The organism is Pseudoduganella aquatica (assembly GCF_009857595.1).
Lineage (GTDB): Bacteria > Pseudomonadota > Gammaproteobacteria > Burkholderiales > Burkholderiaceae_D > Rugamonas > Rugamonas aquatica_A.
Window position 1 is genome coordinate 1 of the sequence record NZ_WWCU01000003.1, and the last position, 16,613, is coordinate 16,613.

At 68.3% G+C, this 16,613-nt stretch carries 15 protein-coding genes; 8 read left to right on the plus strand and 7 right to left on the minus strand.

Features of this window, described 5'->3' with window-relative positions; genetic code table 11:
* Nucleotides 1-462, plus strand: a 462-nt coding sequence (locus tag GTP77_RS03565; protein ID WP_260048364.1) for a thiamine-phosphate kinase, incomplete at its 5' end; no start/stop codon positions are given.
* 66 nt (nt 463-528) lie between these two features.
* Here the strand turns inward: GTP77_RS03565 and GTP77_RS03570 are convergent.
* The 3 genes from GTP77_RS03570 to GTP77_RS03580 are packed head-to-tail and all read right to left on the minus strand — an operon-like array spanning nt 529 to nt 5,743.
* On the minus strand, nt 529-3,108 hold the full coding sequence (locus GTP77_RS03570) for an EAL domain-containing protein (protein WP_161070804.1): 2,580 nt from the start codon (nt 3,106-3,108) through the stop codon (nt 529-531).
* The gene (locus GTP77_RS03575; protein WP_228893891.1) at nt 3,105-5,165 is read right to left on the minus strand and encodes a sensor histidine kinase, YfiR-like protein-associated; all 2,061 of its coding nucleotides are present in this window, start codon (nt 5,163-5,165) and stop codon (nt 3,105-3,107) included. Before GTP77_RS03575 ends, GTP77_RS03570 begins: the two co-directional genes overlap by 4 nt.
* Nucleotides 5,162-5,743 carry a TOL_0243 family YfiR-like periplasmic protein gene (locus GTP77_RS03580; RefSeq protein WP_161070805.1) on the minus strand — a complete coding sequence of 194 codons (582 nt, stop codon included), beginning with the start codon at nt 5,741-5,743 and terminating at the stop codon, nt 5,162-5,164. The genes GTP77_RS03575 and GTP77_RS03580 overlap by 4 nt, the downstream gene beginning before the upstream one ends.
* A 135-nt stretch (nt 5,744-5,878) precedes the next feature.
* Between GTP77_RS03580 and GTP77_RS03585 the strand changes: the two genes are divergently transcribed.
* From GTP77_RS03585 to GTP77_RS03600, 4 genes are read left to right on the plus strand one after another with little or no spacing between them, the layout of a single operon-like run.
* Complete coding sequence (locus GTP77_RS03585; protein ID WP_161070806.1) at nt 5,879-6,376, plus strand: CinA family protein; 498 nt, start codon at nt 5,879-5,881, stop codon at nt 6,374-6,376.
* 47 nt (nt 6,377-6,423) lie between these two features.
* Nucleotides 6,424-7,152: a P-loop NTPase family protein gene (locus tag GTP77_RS03590; RefSeq protein ID WP_161070807.1), complete on the plus strand. Its 729-nt coding sequence runs from the start codon at nt 6,424-6,426 to the stop codon at nt 7,150-7,152.
* 12 nt (nt 7,153-7,164) lie between these two features.
* Complete coding sequence (locus tag GTP77_RS03595; RefSeq protein WP_161070808.1) at nt 7,165-7,674, plus strand: hypothetical protein; 510 nt, start codon at nt 7,165-7,167, stop codon at nt 7,672-7,674.
* Nucleotides 7,675-7,676: 2 nt separating this feature from the next.
* Nucleotides 7,677-8,717: a cation diffusion facilitator family transporter gene (locus GTP77_RS03600; protein WP_161070809.1), complete on the plus strand. Its 1,041-nt coding sequence runs from the start codon at nt 7,677-7,679 to the stop codon at nt 8,715-8,717.
* Nucleotides 8,718-8,729: 12 nt separating this feature from the next.
* On the opposite strand, the gene cysK is transcribed toward GTP77_RS03600, so the two are convergent.
* Together cysK and GTP77_RS03610 are read right to left on the minus strand one after the other, a co-directional pair.
* Nucleotides 8,730-9,662 (minus strand): cysteine synthase A, encoded by a 933-nt coding sequence (cysK, locus tag GTP77_RS03605; RefSeq protein ID WP_161070810.1) that lies wholly within the window; start codon nt 9,660-9,662, stop codon nt 8,730-8,732.
* A gap of 85 nt (nt 9,663-9,747) precedes the next feature.
* Nucleotides 9,748-10,239: an FKBP-type peptidyl-prolyl cis-trans isomerase gene (locus GTP77_RS03610; protein WP_161070811.1), complete on the minus strand. Its 492-nt coding sequence runs from the start codon at nt 10,237-10,239 to the stop codon at nt 9,748-9,750.
* 35 nt (nt 10,240-10,274) lie between these two features.
* Between GTP77_RS03610 and thpR the strand changes: the two genes are divergently transcribed.
* The gene (thpR, locus tag GTP77_RS03615; RefSeq protein ID WP_161070812.1) at nt 10,275-10,811 is read left to right on the plus strand and encodes an RNA 2',3'-cyclic phosphodiesterase; all 537 of its coding nucleotides are present in this window, start codon (nt 10,275-10,277) and stop codon (nt 10,809-10,811) included.
* Between the two features lie 80 nt (nt 10,812-10,891).
* Here thpR and tcdA read toward each other — a convergent pair whose 3' ends face one another.
* Nucleotides 10,892-11,740, minus strand: a complete 849-nt coding sequence (gene tcdA, locus GTP77_RS03620; protein ID WP_161070813.1) for a tRNA cyclic N6-threonylcarbamoyladenosine(37) synthase TcdA — start codon at nt 11,738-11,740, stop codon at nt 10,892-10,894.
* A 94-nt stretch (nt 11,741-11,834) separates the two neighbouring features.
* Here tcdA and pdxH point away from each other — a divergent pair, with 94 nt between their 5' ends.
* Together pdxH and GTP77_RS03630 are read left to right on the plus strand one after the other, a co-directional pair.
* Complete coding sequence (pdxH, locus tag GTP77_RS03625; RefSeq protein ID WP_161070814.1) at nt 11,835-13,046, plus strand: pyridoxamine 5'-phosphate oxidase; 1,212 nt, start codon at nt 11,835-11,837, stop codon at nt 13,044-13,046.
* Nucleotides 13,047-13,073: 27 nt separating this feature from the next.
* Nucleotides 13,074-14,288 (plus strand): class I SAM-dependent methyltransferase, encoded by a 1,215-nt coding sequence (locus GTP77_RS03630; RefSeq protein WP_161070815.1) that lies wholly within the window; start codon nt 13,074-13,076, stop codon nt 14,286-14,288.
* On the opposite strand, the gene GTP77_RS03635 is transcribed toward GTP77_RS03630, so the two are convergent.
* Nucleotides 14,261-16,603, minus strand: a complete 2,343-nt coding sequence (locus GTP77_RS03635; RefSeq protein ID WP_161070816.1) for a PAS domain-containing hybrid sensor histidine kinase/response regulator — start codon at nt 16,601-16,603, stop codon at nt 14,261-14,263. The genes GTP77_RS03630 and GTP77_RS03635 overlap by 28 nt on opposite strands.
* Between the last annotated feature and the right edge of the window lie 10 nt (nt 16,604-16,613).

A 16,613-nucleotide genomic window follows, 5' to 3' on the forward strand; every position in this document is an offset into this window, starting at 1 on the left:
GGCGAGGAGCTGGCGCGCGGGGAGGATTTCGCGGCGGCGGCGGCGCGCCTGCATGCGCCCACGCCGCGCGTGGCGCTGGGGCGCCTGCTGGCCGAACGGCGCATCGCGCACGCGGCGATTGATATTTCGGACGGGCTGGTGGGGGATATCGGGCATATCCTCAAGCTGTCCAGGGTGGGCGCCACGCTGGACGTGGACGCGCTGCCGGCCGGGCCGGTGCTGTCCCGCTGCGCGCAGGAATGGCGGCGCGCCTACACGGCGGCGGGCGGGGATGATTATGAGCTGTGCTTTACGGCGCCCGCTACGCAGCGCGAGGCGGTGCTGGCGGCCGGCGTGCAAAGCGGCACGGCGGTCACGCGCGTGGGACGCATCGAGGCCGAGCCCGGGCTGCGGCTGGTGGACGCGCAGGGTGCGCCGCTGGCGCTCGCGCTGCAAGGATTCGACCATTTCGGGAGCGCGTAAGCGGCAACGCGGCAACGCGGCGGGCGAATGACCGTAGGGCGGGTTAGCGTAGCGTAACCCGCCGAATCAGGCCAGCGACGTATGATCCTCGCCCGGATCGCCCACGCGGCGCCCGGTGCCGTGCATCAGCCAATAATGGTGGAAGGCCAGGCGGATATTGTCGCGCAGCTGGATGTCGTCCCAGGGCTTGGTGTAGAAGCGGTAAATCGCGCCCCGGTTGATCGAATCGAGTACCGCCTCCAGCCCGGTATATCCGGACAAAATAATCCGTATGGTATCCGGATACATCTCCTTCACCTTGCTCAGGAATTCCGTGCCGCTCATGATGGGCATGCGCTGGTCGCACACGATCACCTGCACCGGATACAGCGCAAGCAGCTCAAAGCCTTCGGCCGGCGTGGCCGCCGTCAGGATGCGGTAGCCGTCGCGCCGGAACAGCCGGTGCAGCGACGACAGCACGTTCACGTCGTCATCCACGATCAGCAGGGTCTGCGGCGGCTCGGCGGCCTGGTTCGGGTCCGGCGGCAGGCTGCGCCCGCCCTCCACCAACTGCCCCATCTCGTCCGCCGGCAAAGGACGGCTGAAGAAATAGCCCTGGATCTCGTCGCAGCGGTTGCGCCGCAGGTATTCCAGCTGCGGACGCGTCTCCACGCCCTCGGCGATCACCCGCAGCTTCAGGCTGTGCGCCATGCTGATAATGGCCAGCGCGATGGCCGCGTCGTTCGGATTGGTGGTGATGTCGCGCACGAAGGCGATGTCGATCTTCAGCTTGTCGATAGGGAAGCGCTGCAGATAGGCCAGCGAGGAATAGCCGGTGCCGAAATCGTCGATCGAGCACTTCACGCCCAGCTCCTTGAGCCGTTCCAGCACGCCGATGGTGCGCTCGGCGTTGGACATCAGCGCGGTCTCGGTCAGCTCCAGCTCCAGCAACTCCGGCGGCACCTTGTGGCGCGCCAGCGCGGCGCGCACCTCCCCTTCCAGGTCGCCCTCCACGAACTGGCGGCTCGACACGTTCACCGCCACCGTCACCGGCCCCACCATGGAACGCGCCCAGGCCGCGATCTGGCGGCAGGCCGCGTCGATGATCCAGGCGCCCACGCGCACGATCAGCCCCGTGTCCTCCAGCACCGGCACGAACTCGGCCGGGAACACCAGGCCGTAGTTGGGCCGCTGCCAGCGCAGCAGCGCCTCGGCGCCGCTGATGCGGCCCGTGGTCAGGTTCACCTTGGGCTGGTAGTACAGCAGCAGCTCGTTCTCGTCCAGCGCGCGGCGCAGCGCCAGCTCCAGGTCCAGCCGCGCCAGCACCTGCACGTTCATGCCGGCGGTGAAGAAGCGGTAGCCGTCGCGGCCGGCCTGCTTGGCGCGCTCCATGGCGGTGTCCGCGTACTTGACCAGGGTCTCGGGCTCGGTGGCGTCGTCCGGATACATGGCGATGCCGATGGAGGCCGTCAGCGCCGCTGGGTGGCCGTCCAGGTCGAACGGCGCGCGCAGCGCCTCGCGCACCTCGTTGGCCACCAGCACCGCGTCCTGCTGGTTGCGCGTCATGGTGAGGATGAGCGCGAATTCGTCGCCGCCCAGGCGGCCCACAGTGTCGCGGATGCGCACGCACTGCACCAGCCGGCTGCTGAACTGGCGCAGCAGCTCGTCGCCGGCCGCCGTGCCCAGCGAGTCGTTGACGTTCTTGAAACGGTCCAGCGCAATGAACAGCACCACGATGCGCCACTCCTTGTCCTGCGCCAGCTCGATCGATTCCGCCAGCGTCTGGAAGAACAGGGTGCGGTTGGGCAGGCCGGTCAGGCTGTCGTAGTGCGCCATGTGCAGCAGGCGCTCCTGGGCCTGGCGGCGCTCGCTGATATCGCGCGCCACGCAGATCAGCGTGGGCTGGGCGCTGCCCTGCTGCAGCTGCCAGTACAGCTCCACCGGCACCGCCGCCAGGTCCTGCCGCGTCAGTTCGGTCTCGAGCAGCTCGGGCGTGCGCACGGTGGCGGCCAGCACGGCGCGGCAGTGGGCCTGCAAATCGGCGCGCTGGCCCAGGCCGATGCGCTCGGGCTCCAGCGCCAGCAGCTGCGCGCGCTCGTAGCCCAGCATGCGGCAGGCGCCGTCGTTCACGTCCACCAGCGTCAGCGTGGCCACGTCGATCAGGAAAATGGCGTCGGCAGTGGCGTCCATGGCGCTGCGGAAGCGCTGCAGCTCGGCGGTGCGCTCGCGCACGGTCTGCTCCAGCACCGCGCTGTAGTTCTTCGACTCGCGGTGCATCAGCCGCACTTCGAGCATGTTGCGGATGCGGGTCAGCACCTCCACCGGGTCGAAGGGCTTGCTGACGAAGTCGCGCGCGCCCGCCTCCAGCGCGGCCAGCTTGTGGTCCGGCTGCGCGGTCACCACCAGCACCGGCAGGTAGGCGTCCGCCTCCAGCGGCTTGAGCGCGTTCATCACGTCGAAGCCGCTCATGCCGGGCATGTGCAGGTCCAAAATAATCAGGTCGTAGTTGTGCTGCTCGTGCCAGGGCGCCACCACGCGCGGATCGGTGGTGGAGCTGACGGCCAGGTAGCCGGTGGTGGTGAGCAGATAGTCCAGCAGCTGGACATTGACCGCCTGGTCGTCCACGATCAGGATCTTCGCGTTAAGGATGTCGGCCTGGGTAATCATGACGTTTCCTTGCTGGCGCGGCCCGCCTTGAGCGCCGCGCGTTCTGCAATATGGGCCAACGTGCTGCTGATGGCCTCCGTGAATTCATCAATGTTGATCGGCTTGATGAGGTAACGGAAGAATCCTGCCGCAACTCCTTTTTCTATGTCGCGCGGCATGGCGTTGGCGGTCAGGGCGATCACAGGAATGTGCTGCGTGCGGCTGTCGCTGCGCAGCACGCGCATGGCCTCCAGCCCGCTCATGCCGGGCAGGTTGATGTCCATCAGGATGATGTCCGGCTGGTGCACGCGCGCCAGTTCGATGCCGAGATGGGCGTCCGGCGCCGGCAGCAGGCGCAGATCGGGCCGGAAGCTGATGATTTCCTCCACCAGCTTCAAATTGGCCGGATTGTCCTCCACATACAGGATGGAAGCCGGGGCTTCCGGGCCGCGCGCCCCGGCCGGCACGGCCAGCGCGCGCGCCGCCTCGCTGCCGGCCAGCGAGGGCAGCGGATCGATGGCGCGCAGCTCGATCCAGAACAGGCTGCCCACGCCCGGGCTGCTGGAGGCGCCGATCACGCCGCCCATCAGCTCCACCAGGCGCTTGGTCACCACCAGGCCGATGCCGGTGCCCTCCTCCGGGCCGCTCTCCTGGCCCAGGCGGTTGAAGGGCTGGAACAGCATGGCCACCTGCTCGGCCTTGAGGCCGGTGCCGGTGTCCTGCACCGACAGGCGCAGCAGGCCCGGGCCGCTGCCGCTGCAGTCCACCACCACCGCGCCGCCCTCGCGGTTGTACTTGATGGCGTTGGAGAGCAGGTTGAGCAGCACCTGCTTGAGGCGGGTGCGGTCGGCGTCCACGCTGAACGCGCAGGCGTCCGGGAACAGCATGCGGATGCCGCGCGCGGCCGCCAGCGGCTCGGTCATGCTCTGCACTTCCTGCAGCATCTCCTGCAGCGCCACCGGCTCCATCGACAGCGCCACCGCGCCCGACTCGATCTTGGCCAGGTCCAGTATCTCGTTGATCAGCGTGAGCAGGTGGCGGCCGGACTTCAGGATATGGTTGGCGAACTCTTTTTTCTGCGGCAGCGTGGAGGGCAGCTTGTCCGAGGTGAGTATCTGCGCGAAGCCGAGGATGGCGTTGAGCGGCGTGCGCAGCTCGTGGCTCATGGACGACAGGAAGGCCGACTTGGCCTGGTTGGCGCTCTTGGCCTCCTCCATGGCCATGGCCAGCTCGCCGTTGGTGGCCTCCAGCTGCAAGGTGCGCTCGTGCACGCGCTGCTCCAGCTCCTGGTTCAGCCGCATCACCTCCTGCTGCGCCTGGGCGCGCTGCTCGGCCTCGCGCGCCAGCTCGCCGTTCGACTGCGCCAGCGCGCGCTGCCGCGTCTCCACCTCGCTCAGCATGGAATTGAAGGACTCCACCAGCTGCGCCACCTCGTCCTCGCTGGTGCGGGCGGCGCGGCGCGAATAGTCGCCGGTCTGCACCACCTCGCGCGCCACGTCGCGGATATCGAGGATGGGGCGGGTGATGATGTAGTCGGCGCGGCGCATGATCAGGTAGGCCACGCCCATGGCCGGCAGCATCACCAGCAGCGCGATCACGCCGTAGTCCACGCCGCGCCCCAGCATCTCGTACTCGGCGCGCAAGTAGACGGTGCCCAGCAGCTCGCCATTGTCGACGATGGGCTTGAACAGCGTGAGCTTGCCGTTCTCGAAGCGCATGCCCTCGGCCTCGGCCCGCTGCGGGAAATGCACGTCCTGGCCCGGCGCCACATAGCTGGCGAACAGCTTGCCCCTGGCGTTGTAGATGGCGCCGGCGTTCACCTTGGGCCGCAGCCGCAGCAGCGACAGGGTCTGCTTGGCCAGCGCCTTGTCGTCAAAGGCCAGCGCGGCGCTGCTCATGTGGCCGATCAGTTCGGACTGCGTGCTCATGTCGCCGCTCACGCTCTGGTGGTAGGCGCGCAAATCGTAGGCCACGATCATGGCCAGCGACACCAGCAGCGCCACCAGCGTGGTGAGCATGACCACGCCGAGCAGCTTGCCGCGCAGGGAACGCATGCGGATGATGGGCTCCCGGCTCATATGGCCCCCGGCGCCACGCGGTAGGCGGCCGACAGCATGCGCGCGCTGATGCGGATGCGGGCGGCGGCGGCCGGCTTGAGCGCCACCTCGAAGCGCAGCCGCTCGTCGGCCAGCAGGAAATTGACGATGCTGCCCAGGGCGTGCGCCTCCTCGCTGTCGGAGACGGTGAGCAGGGGCTGGCTGCGGGTGGCGGCCAGCACGTCCTGCAGGCTGGCCTTGTCGAGCGCGCCGACGAACAGCATGTGCAATTGGCCGGGCGGCTCGCCCTTCTTCAGTTTTTTCACCTGCAGCGGGTGGCCGTTGGCGCTGTGGCCGGCCACGCTGCGCTCCAGCTGCTCGGCCAGCGCGTCCGCGCCCATGACGCCGATCAGCAGCGGGCTGTCCGGGCGCACAAAGCTGCCGTCCGGCCATTCCACGAAACCGGCGAACTTGACCAGGTAGGCGGCTTTCACCTGCCGCTCCAGGCTGGGGTCCGCCGTGCCAGATTGCGCCTGGGCCTGAATGCGCAGATGAGCCGCCAGTATCAGCAGCACGAAAAACAATTGCGGCAGCAGGCGTGGCAGGCTTGCAAACTGCATGTCTCCCCTCTCATCGGTAAAGGTACAGGCCAAACGAGTGTACGCATTTTTGGCATTGCTGAGCAGGTTTTTTTGACCTTGCGCAAGGCGCGGCGGGCTAGAATGTGCTCTCGCAAATCATATATGGACAAGGCTATGGGCGACACATTGGACAAGGACGCGCTCGGGAGGCTGGCGGCCGAGGTGGGCCGTGCCCTGCACAGCAAGGGCCTGCTGCTGGCCACGGCCGAATCGTGCACCGGCGGCGGCGCGGCGCAGGCGGTGACGGACATTGCCGGCTCGAGCGGCTGGTTCGAGCGCGGCTTTGTCACCTACTCCAACGAAGCCAAGAGCGAGCTGCTGGGCGTGCCGGCCGAACTGATCGCGCAGCACGGCGCCGTCAGCGAGGAAGTGGCGGCCGCGATGGCGGCCGGCGCGGTGGCGCACAGCGGCGCGCAAGTGGCGCTGTCCACGACAGGCATCGCCGGGCCGGGCGGCGCGGTGCCCGGCAAGCCGGTCGGCACGGTGTGCTTCGGCTGGTCCGGCCCGGGCGGCACGCGCACCGAGCGGCTGGTCTTCGGCGGCGACCGGCGCGCCGTGCGCGAACAGGCCGTGGCGCATTCGCTGCAAGGGCTGCTGCGCTTTTTGGTATAGTGCGAGCCGGGCTGGCCGACTAATCACGCGTAACTCACGAGAACTTCATGCAGAACACGGTACATTTCATCCTTCAGGGCAAAGGCGGCATCGGCAAGACGCTGGTTTCCACAATCTTGGCGCAATGGCTGGCGGCCAAGGACGAAACGCCGCTGCGCTGCTACGACACCGACCAGGAAAACGCCACCTTCTCGCGCTACAAGGCGATGGCCGTGAAACACGTGCCGGTGATGACGGACGCGCGCACCATCGACCCCAAGCGCTTCGACGCACTGATGATAGACATCCTCGAGGAAGACGGCAACTGCGTGATCGACAACGGCGCCAACACCTTCTCGCCGCTGGTGGCCTACCTGATCGAAAACGACTGCTTCTCGCTGCTGCAGGAATCGGGCCGCAAGGCCTACATCCACACCATCGTCGGCGGCGGCGACACCCTGCACGACACCGCCATGGGCTTTTTGTCGACCGCCAAATCGACCTCGGTGCCGCTGGTGCTGTGGGAGAACGAGCACTTCGGCCAGCTGGTGTCGGCCTCCGGCAAGTCCTTCATCGAATCGCAGACCTATGCCGACAACGCCGAGCGGGTGGCGGGCCGCGTGGTGCTCTCGCAGCGCAACGCCGACACCTTCGGCGCCGACATCAAGAAGATGAACACGGCGCGCCTGACGGCCGAGGAAGTGAAAGCCAGCGACAAGTTCAACGTCATGGAAAAACAGCGCATCAAGGTGGTGTTCCGCGACCTGTTCGAGCAGCTCGACAAAGTCAGCTGGTAAAAGGACGGCGCCATGGACCAGCACAAGCTGCGCAGCCTCGTATTTGAAAAGACCGGCGTCAAGGTCGACATCGACGACCCCATCTTCGCGCTGGTGGCGCTGAACGAGGCGGTGCTGGCCGAGTCGGTCGAGCGCCACGTCGCGCGCATCGACGCGGCCTCGCTGGAACTGGCCGAACAGGTGCGCGCGGCGGGCGGCCTGCCGCCGGCCAAGGCGGCGGCCTATGAGCCCGCCCCGGCCGGCCCGGTCAAGCCCATCGCCACGCAATCCCCGCTGGTCACGCCGCGCGAACAGCGCCTGCTGGCCGCGGCGGCCGGCATTGCCGCCACGGCGGCCCTGCTGGCGGCGCTGCTGGTGGTCGGCCTGCAAGCCCTGTTCAGCAAACCCGCCGCGTTGGCGCCGGCTCCGGCGCTCACCCAGGAGCAAGCCGCCGCCCTGGCCCAGGCCGAAAAACTCACCCGCGCCATCGGCAAGCTGGACGCCAAAGCCCGCGACCAGATCCAGGCCGAACTGCAAAAGTAACCATGCCACACGATCACAACCACCACCACGGCCACGGCCAGCACAAGCACGCGCCGGCGCACAGCCACGGCGATGGCCACGGCCATGATCACAGTCACGGCGAAGGCCACAACCATGGTCACGGCCATGGCCACGACCACAGCCACGGCGGCCATCACCACCACCACGGCGACCCGAACAGCCAGGGCCGCGCCTTCGCCATCGCCATTGCGCTCAACACGGTGTTTGTGGCCATCGAATTCGGCTACGGCTTCATGGCCAACTCCACCGCGCTGATGGCCGACGCCGGCCACAACCTGTCCGACGTGCTGGGCCTGATGCTGGCCTGGGGCGCTGCCATCCTGGCCAGGCGCGCGCCCAACCAGCGCTACACCTACGGCCTGCGCAGCAGCTCCATGCTGGCCGCGCTGTTCAACTCCCTGCTGCTGATGGCCGCCTGCGGCGCCATCGCCTGGGAAGCCGTGCAGCAGCTGATGAACCCCACGCCGGTGCACGGCCTGACGGTCTCGGTGGTGGCGGCGGTGGGCATCGCCGTCAACGGCTTCTCGGCCTGGCTGTTCATGGCCGGCGCCAAGGACGACATCAACATCCGCGGCGCCTACCTGCACCTGGCGGCCGACGCCGCCATCTCGCTGGGCGTGCTGCTGGCCGGCCTGGCCGTGATGTGGACCGGCTGGACCTGGCTGGACCCGCTGGTCAGCATCGCCATCGTGGTGATTATCCTGGTGAGCACCTGGGCGCTGCTGCGCGAGGCGCTCAAGCTGGTGCTGGCCGCCGTGCCGGACTCGGTGAACGCGCCCGAAGTGGCGCGCTTCCTGCGCGCCCGCCCCGGCGTGAACGACGTGCACGACCTGCACATCTGGGCCATGAGCACCACCGAAACGGCGCTCACCGCCCACCTGGTCATGCCCGATGGCCATCCCGGCGACGAAGCGCTGGACGACATCGCCGCGCGCCTGAAGGCCGACTTCTCGGTACACCACTGCACGCTGCAAGTGGAAATGGGCACCACCGACCACGCCTGCTGCCTGAAGGCGCCCTGAAGCGGCAGCTTCCTAGTCCGCCAGCCCCGAGAACAGCGCCGTGCTCAGGTAGCGCTCGCCGAACGAGGGGATGATGGTGACGATCAGCTTGCCCGCGTTCTCGGGCCGGCGCGCCACCTGGATCGCCGCCCACAGCGCGGCGCCGGAAGAAATCCCCACCATCAGGCCCTCCTGCGACGCCGCCGTGCGCGCGGTGGCGAAGGCGTCCTCGTTGGCCACCCGTATCACCTCCTGGTAGGCCTGCGTGTTCAGCACGCCCGGCACGAAGCCCGCGCCTATGCCCTGGATGGGATGCGGCCCCTTGACCCCGCCCGACAGCACGGGCGACGCCTCCGGCTCCACGGCGATGCACTGAAAGGACGGCTTGCGCGCCCGCAGCACCTCGCTCACGCCGGTGATGGTGCCGCCGGTGCCCACGCCGGCCACCAGGATATCGGCGCGGCCGTCGGTGTCGCGCCAGATCTCCTCGGCGGTGGTGCGGCGGTGCACGTCCGGATTGGCCGGGTTGTTGAACTGCTGCAGGATCAGGTAGCGCTTGTCCGCTTCGGCCATCTGTTCGGCGCGGCGGATGGCGCCCAGCATGCCTTCGCTGCCGGGGGTCAGTATCAGCTCGGCGCCATAGGCGCGCAGCAGCATGCGGCGCTCGCGGCTCATGGTGTCCGGCATGGTGAGCGCGCAGCGGTAGCCGCGCGCGGCGCACACCATGGCCAGCGCAATGCCGGTGTTGCCGCTGGTGGGCTCGAGGATGATGGTATCGGGGCGTATCAACCCGGCGGCTTCGGCGGCCTGGATCATGGCCAGGCCGATGCGGTCTTTCACGCTGTGCGCGGGGCTGTAGAACTCCAGCTTGGCAAGGATCTGGGCCGGCGCGCCGGCGGCCATCCGGTTGATGCGAACCAGCGGCGTGTTGCCGATGAGTTCAGTCACATCGTTGGCAATATTCATGGCGTAGCTCCGCTCTCGTGGCTCGGAGCTTCAGTCTACGCCCACTGCAAGCCGCGCGCCATAGGGGCGCACGGCCTGCCGCGCATTATTTCACGTCCAGCAGTTCCACTTCAAAGGTCAGCGCCGAATTCGGCGGGATCTCGCCGGCCGAACGCGGGCCGTAAGCCAGGTCCGCCGGGATGATCAGCACGCGCTTGCCGCCCACCTTCATGCCCTGCACGCCCTGGTCCCAGCCCTTGATGACCTGGCCTTTGCCCAGCGTGAACTCCAGCGGCTCGCGGCCGATGGAGCTGTCGAACTTCTTGCCGCGCTGGTTCTTGGCCAGCGGGCGGTACAGCCAGCCGGTGTAATTGACGCGCACGATGTTGCCGGCCGCGGCTTCCTTGCCGCCGCCCACCTTGACGTCGTTGATGATCAAGGCATCGGCGGCCGGGCCGGGCTGGGCCGAGCCCACCACCACCGGCGCCTCCGGCGCGGCGGCCGGTGCTGCGGCGGCGGCGGGCGCCTGGCCGGCGGCCTGCGCCACCGATGCGGCAGCGGCGAACAGGAAAGCGAACAAAACGGAACTACGGGTCATGATGTATTCTTTCGTTGAGGTTTCAAGCGACGCACATGATAACAAATCAGCCACCCGATGCAATTAATCAGCCGCCCGGGCGCAAGCTTTTTTTCGCGCTGTGGCCGGACGAAGACACGCGCGCCGCGCTGGCGCGGCTGCAGCCGCTGGCGCCCGGCCGCGCCATCGCCCCCGCCAAACTGCACCTGACGCTGGCCTTCCTCGGCCAGCAGCCCGCAGCGGCCTTGGCGCCGCTGCTCGACATCCTGGCCGGCCTGGACGTGCCCGCGCTGCGGCTGCGGATAGACAGCCTGGGCTACTTCCACAAGCCGCGCACAGGCTGGGCCGGCATGTCGGATCCCCCCGCCGCGCTGCTGGCGCTGCAAGCCGAGCTGATGGCAAGGCTGGAAGCGGCCGGCTTTTCCGCCGCCACGCACGGCCAGTTCAAGCCCCACGTCACGCTCGCCCGTGAAGCCAAAACAGCCCCGCCGCAGGCCGATTTCCCGCCGGTGCTATGGCACGCCAGCAACGTCGCCCTGGTCGAATCCCTGCCCAGCGGCGTCTACGTCCCCATTGCCACAAAACATGTCTAACCAAATCAATGGCTTACGCAAGCGAGCTAAGCCGCATTCCCCCACCCCGGGGTCAGACCCCGAAGTGGTGTGAATGCGGCTCAGGCCGCTTCGGCGGGGATGGGGGCGAGGGGGGCTTGGGCGGCGAGTTTGTTGAGCACGTGGCCGGCGGCGACCATGCCGAAGGTGGCGGTCACGACCACGGCCGAGCCGTAGCCGGCGCAGTTCAGGCCGGTGACGGCGCGCTCGTCGCCGTCGATCGAGCAGGCTTCGCCGGTGTTCGGCAGCTGCAGCGGCTCCATCGAGAATACGGCGTCGATGTTGTATTTGTTCTTCATGCCGGGCGGGAAGCCGTAGTTGCTGCGCAGGCGGCGCCGCACTTTTTTCAGCAAGGGCTCCTGCTCGGTCTTGGACAGGTCGCGCACTTCGATCTTGGCCGGGTCGGTCTTGCCGCCGGCGCTGCCGATCACGATCAGCGGGATCTTCTTGCGGTGGCAGTAGGCCACCAGCGCGGTCTTGGCCTTGGCGCTGTCGATGGCGTCGACCACGTAGTCGTAGCCCTGCGCGCCCACCATCCGGTCCAGGTTGTCCTCGTCGATGAAGTCTTCGATCTGCGTGACCTGGCAGTAGGGGTTGATCAGCGCGATGCGCTCGGCCAGCGCGTGGATCTTGGCCTGGCCGACGGTGGAGGCCAGCGCCTGGATCTGGCGGTTGATGTTCGATTCGGCCACGTTGTCGAGGTCGATCAGGGTCAGGCGGCCGACCGCGCTGCGGGCCAGCGCTTCGACAATCCAGGAGCCGACGCCGCCGACGCCGATCACGCACACGTGGGCGTTGCGGAAGCGTTCCAGCGCCGCCTGGCCGTACAGCCGGCCGATGCCGCCGAAGCGGCGCTCGAAGTCGACGTCCGTATCGACGTCCGTGGCGAGGGAGGGAGTAAGTTGGTTCATGCCGCCATTTTAGCGGACGCGGCGGCAAAGATTATTCTAGAATGACTGTCTGACCTGACTGATAACATTGTAGACCACCCCGACCAAGCCCACCATGAGCACCTCCCTGATCGACACCGCACCCGACTTCGGCCAGCCCATCGCCGTCCTGAAGCACTGCCACGACCGCATCCGCAAGCAGCTCGCCACGCTGCAGAAGCTGCTGGCCCACCTGCCCCAGTTCGGCGCCGACGACCAGGCGCGCCAGGCGGCGCACGCGGTGCTGAAATACTTCAACAACGCGGCCCATCTGCACCACGAGGACGAGGAGCACAATCTGCTGCCCATGCTGGACGGCACGGCCCAGGACGCGGACGCGGCCCTGCTGCATGAACTGATGCCGCGCATCCTTGCACAGCACCGGCAAATGGATGCGGATTGGCTTATAATCAAATCACAACTTGACAAAATTGCCATAGGGACAGATACGGCTTTGTCCGCCGACGCGGTGCAGCAGTTCGTGGCCGACTACACGGCCCATATGGAGCAGGAAGAGCAGCATATCGCGCCCATGGCCAAGCGCCTGTTCAGCCCGGCGCAGATGCGGGAACTGGGCGACGCCATGCAGGCGCGCCGCGGCTTGGCGCCGGCAGCGGCGCCAGCGCCGGCGCAAGCCCCCGTGGCGGCCGGGGTGGACCTCGCCGACCTGCGGCTCGATTACGGCCGCGCCAGCCTGGACGAGGCCGACACGCTGGACCACCCGGTGGACCAGTTCGCCAAGTGGTTCGGCGAGGCCATGAAGGCCGAAGTATTCGAGGCCAACGCCATGAGCGTGGCCACCGTGGGCGCGGACGGCAAGCCGAGCTCGCGCATCGTGCTGATCAAGCAATACGACCAGCGCGGCTTCACCTGGTACACCAATTACGAGAGCCAGAAAGGCCGGCAGCTAGCGCAGAATCCGCATGCGGCCCTGCTGTTTTTCTGGCGCGAGCTGGAGCGCCAGGTGCGCATCGAGGGCCGGGTGGAGAAAACCTCGGCCGAGGACAGCGACACGTATTTTTACAGCCGGCCCGTGAAGAGCCAGCTGGCGGCGGTGGCCTCGCAGCAGAGCGAGCACATCGCCAGCCGGGCCGAGATGGAGGAGAAGTATGCGGCCGTGGAAGCGGCCAGCGGCGGCCAGCCGCAGCGCCCGCCGCACTGGGGCGGCTACCGCCTGGTGCCGGAGCGGGTGGAGTTCTGGCAGGGCCGCCGCTCGCGCTTCCATGACCGCATCGTATTTACGCTGCAAGCGGACGGCAGCTGGAAGAAGGAGCGCTTGCAGCCCTGATCATGTTCATGACCATGGGAGGCTACCTTGTTCGCGCAAAACCGACTGAGCGCCTGGATGGCGGGCGTGCGGCACCAGATCGCCATGCCGCTGCGCATAGAATTGTGGAACGGCCAGCAGTTCGATTTTTCGGCCGAACCGCCGCGCGTCACCATCCGCCTGCCGCGCGCGTCGGCGGCGCGCTATCTGCTCACGCCGTCGCTGTCCAACCTGGGCTCGGCCTATGTCGAGGGCCTGATCGAGGTGCGCGGCGCGGCGCGCGACATGATCGCGGTGGTGAACGCGCTGGCGCGCTCCACCCTCAAGGAACAGGGGCGCTTCGCCCGCATCGCGCGCAATTTCACCCATGACCGCAAGCGGGACGCCGAGGCGATCCGCTACCACTACGACGTTTCCAACGAGTTCTACCAGCAGTTCCTGGACCCGGCCATGGTGTATTCATGCGCCTATTTCGAGCGCGGCGACGAGGACCTGGCCACGGCCCAGGCCAAGAAGATAGACCACATCCTGCGCAAGATCCGCCTGCAGCCGGGGCAGACGCTGCTCGACATCGGCTGCGGCTGGGGCGCGCTGGTGCTGCGCGCGGCGCAGCAGTATGGCGCGCGCTGCGTCGGCATTACGCTGTCGCAGAACCAGCTGGAGCTGGCGCGCGAGCGGGTGCGCGCGGCGGGGCTGGAGCACCTGGTGGAAATCCGCCTGCAGGACTACCGCGACGTGCGCGGCCAGTTCGACCGCATCACCAGCGTGGGCATGTTCGAGCACGTGGGCCTGAAGCATCTGCCGGAGTATTTCAACACCATCGGCAGCCTGCTGGCGGAGGACGGCGTGGCCATGAACCACGGCATCACCGGCACCGATCCGGACAACGGCGAAACGCCGTATGGCGGCGGGGAGTTCATCGACAAATACGTGTTCCCGCACGGCGAGCTGGTGCACCTGGGCCAGGTGCTCAAGGCCATGCAGCAGGGCGGCCTGGAGGCCTACGACGTGGAGAACCTGCGCCGCCACTACGCGCGCACCTGCTCGATCTGGACCGATAATTTTGAAGCCCAAGCGGAGCGCATCAAGACGCTGGCCGGGGACAAGCGCTTCCGCATCTGGCATGTGTACCTGGCGGGCTGCGTGTATGGCTTCGAGCAGGACTTGCTGAGCCTGTACCAGATTGTGTGCGGCAAGGCGGGCCGCAATCCGCGCGTGCTGCCCTGGTCGCGCGGCTATATGTATCCGGCCAGCGCGCCGTAGAGCTGCTGCAGCGCCGTTTCCATGGCGGCGATGGCGGCGCCGTCCACGCCGGTGCGCAGCTGCCCGGCGGCGGCGATGGCGCGCGCGGCGCCGAAGTTGACCAGCACGCCCTTCAGGCTGTGCAGGGCGCGCTGCGCGCCCTGCTCGTCGCGCGCGGCCAGCGCCCGCAGCACGTCGCGCCACAGCTGCGGCCCGTCGCGCACAAACAGCACCGCCAGCTCGCGCAGCAGGTCCTGGTCGCCGTCCAGGCGCTGCAGCGAACCCGGCCAGTCCAGCACCTGTTCGCCCGGCCCGGGCGCGCACTTGGCCAGCGCTTCGCGCAGGCGCGCCAGGCTGATGGGCTTGGACAGGTAGGCGTCCACGCCCGCTTCCAGGCAGCGCTCGCGGTCGCCCGCCATGGCGCGCGCGGTCATGGCGATGATGGGGAGGCGGCGCTGCGCCACGTTTTGCTCCCGGCTCTGTTCCCAGACGCGGATATGGCGCGTGGCCGACAGGCCGTCCAGGCCGGGCATCTGCACGTCCATCAGCACCACGTCGTAGCTGGCGTGGGTGGCGTATTCCAGCGCGGTCAGGCCGCTGTCGACCAGGGTGGCGCGGTGGCCCAGTTTTTCAAGCAGGCGCAGCGCCAGGCGCTGGTTGACCGGGTTGTCCTCCGCCAGCAGCACGCGCAGGCTGCCGTCGCGCCCTTCGGCCGGATAGCCGGGACGGCCTGCCGCCGCCATGTCGCGGCGGCGATCGCGCCCGCTGCGCAGATTGGCGACGCGCGCGGCGGCGGGCGGCGAGGCGGCCGCATCGCCCTCGCCCATCACCAGCCCCCGCGCTGGCGGCAGGCTGGACAGCGGCGGCAGCGGCGCGGCCGGCGCCAGGCTGGTGTGCCGCAGCGGCACCGTGAAGCTGAACACGCTGCCCTGCCCCGGCTCGCTGCGCACGCCGATCTGGCCCTGCATCAAAATCACCAGGCGGCGGCAGATGGTCAGGCCCAGGCCGGTGCCGCCGTATTCGCGCGTGGTGGAGCCGTCCACCTGCGCGAAGGCCTCGAAGATCAGCTTCTGCTTTTCCAGCGGGATGCCGATGCCGGTGTCCGCCACCGAGAAGCCGATGTCGCAGCGCTCGCCGTCTTCGCGCCCCAGCGCCACCGCCACGGCCACGCTGCCTTCGGCGGTGAACTTGATGGCGTTGCCGATCAGGTTGATCAGCACCTGGCGCAGCCGGCCGGGGTCGCCCTTCACATTGCGCGGCAGCTGCGCGGACAGTTCGCAGCGCAGCGCCAGCCCTTTCTGGCGCGCGCGCAGCGCCATCACGCGCACGCTGTCCTCCACCATCTGGCGCAGGTCGAAAGGCACGTCCTCGATATCGAGCTTGCCGGCTTCGATCTTGGAGAAGTCCAGGATGTCGTTGACGATGGCCAGCAAGGCGTCCGCCGAGGCGCGCACCAGGCCGATGTCGGCGCGCTGCTCCGGCGTGAGCTCCGATTCCAGCACCAGCTCCGTCATGCCCAGGATGCCGTTCATGGGCGTGCGCACCTCGTGGCTCATATTGGCCAGGAATTCGCTCTTGGCGCGGCTGGCCGCTTCGGCCGATTCCACCGCGCGCTGCATGGCGTCGCGCGCGGCGCGCTGCTCGCTGATGTCGATAAAGTAGCCCAGCATATAGCTGCGCCCGCCGCTGTTGATGACGTTGCGGCTGACCAGCACGTCGCGCGGCGGATCAAAGCTCATCAGGCGCCGCTCGCTGGTCACCATGCGGCCGCTGCTCCAGGCCAGGCTGTCCTCGGCGCGCGTGGCTTCGGCCCAGCGCGGCGAGGCGAAATGCTCGATGGTGCGGCCCAGGATCTCCTCGCGCGTGCGCTGCGTGAATTCCTCGAAGCGCTTGTTAAAGCGCAGGAAGTGGCCGTCGCGGTCCTTCAGGAACACGGGGATGGGCAGCTGGTCCAGGATTTGTTCGGTCAGCTCCTGCCGGTGGCGCGCGTCGTCCTCCGGCTCGCGCTGCTGCGCCAGGCCGGCCAGCATGGCGGCCAGGCGCTGCGCCGTCTCTTCGCTGGCGCCGGCGTCGGCCTGCGCGCCCGCGCGGCGCTGCAGCTCCTGGCTCAGCAGCAGATTGTCGGCGCGCACCAGCGCCAGCTCGCGCTCCACCTCGCGCAGGCGCGGCGCCAGGCCGGGGTCGGCGCGCTCGCCCTCCTGCAGCAGCGCCTGCAGGCCGTTGGCCAGCGTGGTTTCGCCCAGGGCGCGCAAGGCCGCCAGCCGGTGCTCCACCTCGGCCTCGTCCAGCGCGCCGAGCGCGCGCCGCACCAGTTTTTTTAGGCGGGCGGATTGCATGCGCGGCGCG

What these genes read in the sequence shown, in the direction of transcription:
- cysK (WP_161070810.1), bottom strand. Translation starts at nt 9,662, where the DNA reads ATGAATATTGCCAACGATGTGACTGAACTCATCGGCAACACGCCGCTG.
- thpR (WP_161070812.1), top strand. Translation starts at nt 10,275, where the DNA reads ATGATAACAAATCAGCCACCCGATGCAATTAATCAGCCGCCCGGGCGC.
- GTP77_RS03590 (WP_161070807.1), top strand. Translation starts at nt 6,424, where the DNA reads ATGCAGAACACGGTACATTTCATCCTTCAGGGCAAAGGCGGCATCGGC.
- GTP77_RS03580 (WP_161070805.1), bottom strand. Translation starts at nt 5,743, where the DNA reads ATGCAGTTTGCAAGCCTGCCACGCCTGCTGCCGCAATTGTTTTTCGTG.
- GTP77_RS03595 (WP_161070808.1), top strand. Translation starts at nt 7,165, where the DNA reads ATGGACCAGCACAAGCTGCGCAGCCTCGTATTTGAAAAGACCGGCGTC.
- GTP77_RS03600 (WP_161070809.1), top strand. Translation starts at nt 7,677, where the DNA reads ATGCCACACGATCACAACCACCACCACGGCCACGGCCAGCACAAGCAC.
- tcdA (WP_161070813.1), bottom strand. Translation starts at nt 11,740, where the DNA reads ATGAACCAACTTACTCCCTCCCTCGCCACGGACGTCGATACGGACGTC.
- GTP77_RS03575 (WP_228893891.1), bottom strand. Translation starts at nt 5,165, where the DNA reads ATGAGCCGGGAGCCCATCATCCGCATGCGTTCCCTGCGCGGCAAGCTG.
- pdxH (WP_161070814.1), top strand. Translation starts at nt 11,835, where the DNA reads ATGAGCACCTCCCTGATCGACACCGCACCCGACTTCGGCCAGCCCATC.
- GTP77_RS03635 (WP_161070816.1), bottom strand. Translation starts at nt 16,603, where the DNA reads ATGCAATCCGCCCGCCTAAAAAAACTGGTGCGGCGCGCGCTCGGCGCG.
- GTP77_RS03610 (WP_161070811.1), bottom strand. Translation starts at nt 10,239, where the DNA reads ATGACCCGTAGTTCCGTTTTGTTCGCTTTCCTGTTCGCCGCTGCCGCA.
- GTP77_RS03570 (WP_161070804.1), bottom strand. Translation starts at nt 3,108, where the DNA reads ATGATTACCCAGGCCGACATCCTTAACGCGAAGATCCTGATCGTGGAC.
- GTP77_RS03585 (WP_161070806.1), top strand. Translation starts at nt 5,879, where the DNA reads ATGGGCGACACATTGGACAAGGACGCGCTCGGGAGGCTGGCGGCCGAG.